The 5,165-nt window shown below is 61.2% G+C and carries 5 protein-coding genes; 2 read left to right on the top strand and 3 right to left on the bottom strand.

From position 1 onward, the window contains the following. Nucleotides 1–101: 101 nt before the first annotated feature. Nucleotides 102–617: an ABC transporter ATP-binding protein gene (locus X773_RS76030; RefSeq protein WP_245274896.1), complete on the top strand. Its 516-nt coding sequence runs from the start codon at nucleotides 102–104 to the stop codon at nucleotides 615–617. Nucleotides 618–682: 65 nt separating this feature from the next. Here the strand turns inward: X773_RS76030 and X773_RS74145 are convergent, their stop codons facing one another. Next, nucleotides 683–1,699 carry a methyltransferase domain-containing protein gene (locus tag X773_RS74145; RefSeq protein WP_198023678.1) on the bottom strand — a complete coding sequence of 339 codons (1,017 nt, stop codon included), beginning with the start codon at nucleotides 1,697–1,699 and terminating at the stop codon, nucleotides 683–685. Nucleotides 1,700–1,755: 56 nt separating this feature from the next. On the opposite strand from X773_RS74145, the gene X773_RS74150 reads away from it, so the two are divergent. Then, on the top strand, nucleotides 1,756–2,298 hold the full coding sequence (locus tag X773_RS74150) for a TetR/AcrR family transcriptional regulator (RefSeq protein WP_023680890.1): 543 nt from the start codon (nucleotides 1,756–1,758) through the stop codon (nucleotides 2,296–2,298). A gap of 244 nt (nucleotides 2,299–2,542) precedes the next feature. Here X773_RS74150 and X773_RS73145 read toward each other — a convergent pair whose 3' ends face one another. Beyond that, nucleotides 2,543–3,988, bottom strand: coding sequence for a hypothetical protein (locus X773_RS73145; RefSeq protein ID WP_023680892.1), 1,446 nt, complete (start codon nucleotides 3,986–3,988; stop codon nucleotides 2,543–2,545). A gap of 538 nt (nucleotides 3,989–4,526) precedes the next feature. Then, a partial coding sequence (locus X773_RS73150) for an amino acid ABC transporter ATP-binding protein (RefSeq protein WP_023680894.1) occupies nucleotides 4,527–5,165 on the bottom strand: 639 nt, incomplete at its 5' end.

Raw genomic sequence — 5,165 nt, forward strand, 5'->3', positions numbered from 1 at the left:
GATCCTGGTTTGCGACGAGCCGCTGAGCGCGCTCGATGTCTCGATCCGGGCGCAGATCGTCAATCTGTTCACATCGCCAAAGACAGCTCGGCCTTACCATCGTGATTGTCGCGCATGACCTCGCAATCGTGCGCGAAGTCTGTTCGGACGTGACTGTGATGTATCTCGGCCGCATCGCCGAAGCTGGCGTGGCACGGCCGCTGTTTCGCGAACCCGCCCATCCGTACAGCCAGGCGCTGCTGTCCGCAGTTCCTTCGCCTGACCCGCGCATTGAGGCCGACCGTCGCCGCATCATCCTCGCAGGCGACCCGCCGAGCCCGAGCAATCCACCGCCGGGCTGCCGGTTCAACACGCGCTGTCCGGTGGCGATGGATATCTGCCGGTTGGACGAGCCCCAACTGCGTCCCGTTCCTCATGGCAGCGTCGCCGCCTGCCATCTGGCTGAGAGTGATCACCGCCCGGTGATCTGGACAACGAATGGCAGTTGGTCTTCCGAGAATAACGTTAAGCGCCGTCTGCGGGCGTCTGATCTCGCTGCGACGGGATTAGATTGGCCTACCACCACCCTCGCACGGCGGGGAGGCCGGAGCGGACGCGCGATTCGCGTCCGGGTGTGAAAAAGGTGAACTCCTGCGTGTCCAACAAGCCGTAGCGAGACGCGATGTCGTAATAGCAAGCGGCCTCAACGCTGGCGGCGGCCTCTGCTCCACCGATGCAGGCCACCGAGCAATCCGATCTTGAAGATTACGAAAAGGGCCACGAATGCAATCACTGTGTAAGAGATCGGATTTGAGGCGTCGCTTAGACCGCGCCACGATAGCCACCAGGGCGCGCCTGCGTGCATGGCGATCAGCGCGACGATGCCTAGCACTAGGCCTATGGTGTGCAGGTGGCTCATGGCTGCAGGCCGTGCCGGGCCTGAGGGTTCTTCCGTGCCGAGAGCGACAAACCTATCGCGAATACGGGCGACGTCGGCGGCCGCCGTGGCTAGCACGAACTGCAGGTTCTTCGTGCCAACCGCGCCGCTAGCGACGATGTTGAGACCCGAGTCCCGGAATTCCGTTATGATGTCGTCGACTGTGCTGACGCCGTGATGGCGGAAGCGATCGATGAAGCCTCCATCCTGTGGCGCTTGCACGAAGTCGACGGCGAGTACGCGACCGGATGGCTTCAGGACTCTGTGTATCTCATGAGCCATCTGATTACGTCCATCGGCAGAAAGATGATGGAGCATCAGCGTCGTCGTTACGACATCGAATTCGGCATCCCGGAACGGTAATGCCTGGGCGGCGGCCTTTTCAAAGGTGACCTTCAGACCGACTCTTCGAGCCTTCGCACCCGCCCTGGTGATCATTTCCGGTGACGCATCGATCCCGTGCACGGTGCCCGTCGGCCCGACCTGCTGCTTGGCAAGTATAGCGAGCGTTCCCGTCCCGCACCCTATATCGAGGACGGACTCTCCAGGTTCGAGCTGCGTCAACCGGAGGATCTTTTCGCGAAAGGCGCGTTCGCGGCCTAAGGTGAACAGCCAAGTCATCAGATCGTAGCGTGCTGCCCAATGTATGACGCGGCCGGGCGCGCCGGCTCCGCTGTTGTTATGCCCATGTTTTCTCATCAGAGACTCCTTGGCCACTCTCGCCGGTTTATGGACATCATGTTCGGAAACTGACATGATATCCGGGAACGCGTCAACGACCATTCGCGGCAGAATGTCCGGTACCGCACGGTCCTCTGCCATCTGACCGGAAAAAGCTCATGGGAACGGAAAAGACGATAGACCGCCGTGTCGCCCGGACCCGGTCGACTCTTCACCATGCGCTGATCACTTTGATCCTGAGAAAGGGATATGAAGCAATTACCGTCGAGGACATCTGCAATGAGGCGAACATCGGCCGATCGACCTTTTACGCGCACTTCACCAGCAAGGACGACCTCAAGCGCAGCGGCCTGGACGATCATCTGCGCGCCATGCTGGTCGAACGCCAGCGGCATGCGCTTGCAGCGCCAGGCGAGCTGAAAGATCGCAGCTTGGGGTTCGTGCTCGGTATGTTCGAGCACGCGCGTGAACATATAGATCTCTACCGAGCTCTGGCCGGGGGCCGCGGTGGGACTATTGTGCTCGGCAGCATCCGCGAGATTCTATGCGATCTCGTGCGCGCGGAGCTTGCCGCAAACAAGGACAGGAAGCTCCCCGATGTCGTGCCGAACGAACTGACCGTCCAGTTCGTCGTGGGGGCCTTTCTGTCGGTGCTGATCTGGTGGCTCNGTTCGTCGTGGGTGCCTTTCTGTCGGTGCTGATCTGGTGGCTCGACGGCGGCGCCAAATTGCCGCCGCAACAAGTCGACCAGATCTTCCGGCGTCTGGCCACCGAGGGCGTCCCGTCGGCTTAGATATCAGGCCGAAGAACTGTGTAGCAGTCAGTTGCACTTGCCGGCGTTGCCAATTCACCAACCACCGGCTTTGTTCGACGCATGTCCTTGAGGTCGCGATACACCGCCGTGAGGTCTGTCGACCAACGCCTCCGATACGTGGCTTGCGGCCGTCAGACGGCCGTCGGCGTGGACAGCAGCCACAGCCCGAAAACCGTATATCCGACCATAAAAACGGTCAGCGGAAATTGGCTGAGCGCCGCGCGGCTGCGCGCCGGATGCAAACGGAACGCCAGCCCATGCGCGACCAGAACGGCAAGTATATGGCCGCCGATGATCGCCGCCGCCTGAAAGTTCCAGATGATCCACGCTGCATCGGAGCCCATGATCACTCCCGCCCCGACATTCATGTGCGCCGTGCCGAATAGGTTCCATCCCCGATCAAACGGATCCGAAATAGCGACGAGCGCATTCTGGCCGTTCACCAGGAGGGCCGTCAGATAGTGGGAAAAATGATAGGCGAGCGCGATCGGGACGATCGACCAGACAAGGAGCCCGACCGCTTTTCCGAAAGAGATGCTCCCGGCCAACCGCTCACCGACAAACACTGCGGCGAAGAACACGGCGACAAGTGCGATAAACATCAGCACAAGACCGGCGCTGTTGATTCCGACTAATGCCGAGCGCCCCGGAAATTCGAGCGGATTGACACCATTCGCGCCCAGCCAAGAGAAGGTCTTCGACAGACCGTCGAAGGACACCGAGCTCAACGTCAGCAACAGAAAGAGCATACCGCTCGCCGGTAAGGCTTGCGCGCTCCACAATTTCGCTCCAGGCCAGCAGAGTGAGAGGGCGCGCCCCCCGCTTGGGTGGTCCGGCGTCGTTTCGACGATGGCGAAGCGTGACACCATGCGGAAGAACGCGGACAGAAACTCGCCGCGCCGGCTCCAGCCTTCGTAGCCGAAGATGATCATGCAGACGAAGGTCGAGAGCCAGTAGGCCATGAGAGCGAACGCAAGCCGCGCCGGATCTTCGGGCGCCCGATAGATCAGCTCGAACCAGGCGAAGCTTGCAAACAAAATCAACGCCGGCCAGTAAGCCAGTCCTTGTGGCATTGTGCGATCGCGGAATGCCGGGAAGACGCTGGAGAAAATGCGCCACGGCCCGTACCACGGGTTTGTCCACGACCAAACATTGCCGAATACGCCCTGAAGCAATGTCAGTCCGACCCAGACCAGCGTCCACACCGTTAGCGGAAGTGGATTCGACAGCGGATCTCGGCTGCCGAGAATTCCCGCCGCCACGAGTATGGCGAGAACCGCGAAGGCGAGCGTGCTGATCCAAATGCGCGCGGCGTCGCCGAATTGACCAATTGGCAGGCGGGATGCCGAAATGCGTTCGAGCAGCCTGGGCGGCAGGACAGCCAGAACCAGAAAACTCGCGGCTACGGCCACCGCCCCGCCCACGACATAATATCCGGTCGGCAGGAGCATGACATAGCCGCGCTCGGAAGCATGGGCAAAGGCTGGGGTTGTGAAATGCGGCACGAGGGCAGCAGCTGATAATGCGATGCCCAACGCTCTCGCAGAGATGCTTTTATGTTCGCTGTCCGCCGCCATCCATCCGTCTTGCCACATGGCATTTGCGAAGGAAAGCGGACTACTGCTCGCGCAAGTGGAGGTGCCAAAGTGGGTGCCCGACTTCGTGCTAGCCCCCAAAGCCCGCTTGGTGAACAGGCCATATGATGCAGCTACGACTTCGAGTCGAGAGTTGCGTTGTGGACGACGTTCTCGTCCTCTGCCGTCTGCTGCAATACGTGGCAGCTGTGCCTGCGCCGGCCGGCGGCGCATTATCGTCGAAACAGGACCGGAGCGCCCACCGCCAGGATCGTCGACGTGCAGAAGTTGTGGGCCGAACATCTACCAATGGCCGGAACCCGCGGCGCTGTCGATCCTGTTTCGCGAACGCCTGGTGTATTCCTTCGAGAGTCGGCCGCGCTTGTTCGACATTATCTCGCGCAGCATCGAAGGCGTCGCCGGCCTGATCCTGGGCCGGCGTCGCGGTCTGGCAGGTCGCTGCGCGCTGACCAGGCCCCGGATGGATTTCTGATTTGCGTCTGCCCATCCGGCCGGCGCATGGGCTGGCGGGAGAGGTTCGCTAGTTCAGGATCTGGGCCAGAAACAGTTTGCTGCGCTGGTGACGCGGATGCGAGAAGAATTTGGAGGGCGTGTTCATCTCGACGATCTCGCCCTGGTCCATGAAGACGACGCGGTCGGCGACCTGGCGGGCAAATCCCATCTCGTGCGTGACGCACAGCATCGTCATGCCATCGTCGGCCAGCGCGACCATGGTGTCGAGCACTTCCTTGACCATTTCAGGATCGAGGGCGGAGGTCGGTTCGTCAAAGAGCATGATCTTCGGGCTCATACAGAGCGCACGGGCGATGNTCGGGCGGATGGCGAGCGCACGGGCGATGGCGACGCGCTGCTGCTGGCCGCCGGACAACTGGCCGGGATATTTATGCGCCTGGTCCGGGATCTTCACCCGCTCCAGATAGTGCATGGCGGTCTGCTCGGCTTGCCCGCGCCGCATCCTGCGCACCCAGATCGGCGCCAGTGTCAGGTTTTCCAGAATGGTCAAATGCGGGAACAGGTTGAAGTGCTGGAACACCATGCCGATATCACTGCGGATTACGTCGATCTGCTTCAAATCGTTGCTGAGTTCGACGCCTTCGACGACGATCTGCCCCTGCTGATGCTCCTCCAGCCGGTTGATGCAGCGGATCATCGTCGACTT

It is taken from the genome of Mesorhizobium sp. LSJC280B00 (assembly GCF_000502835.1).
Taxonomy (GTDB): Bacteria; Pseudomonadota; Alphaproteobacteria; order Rhizobiales; family Rhizobiaceae; genus Mesorhizobium.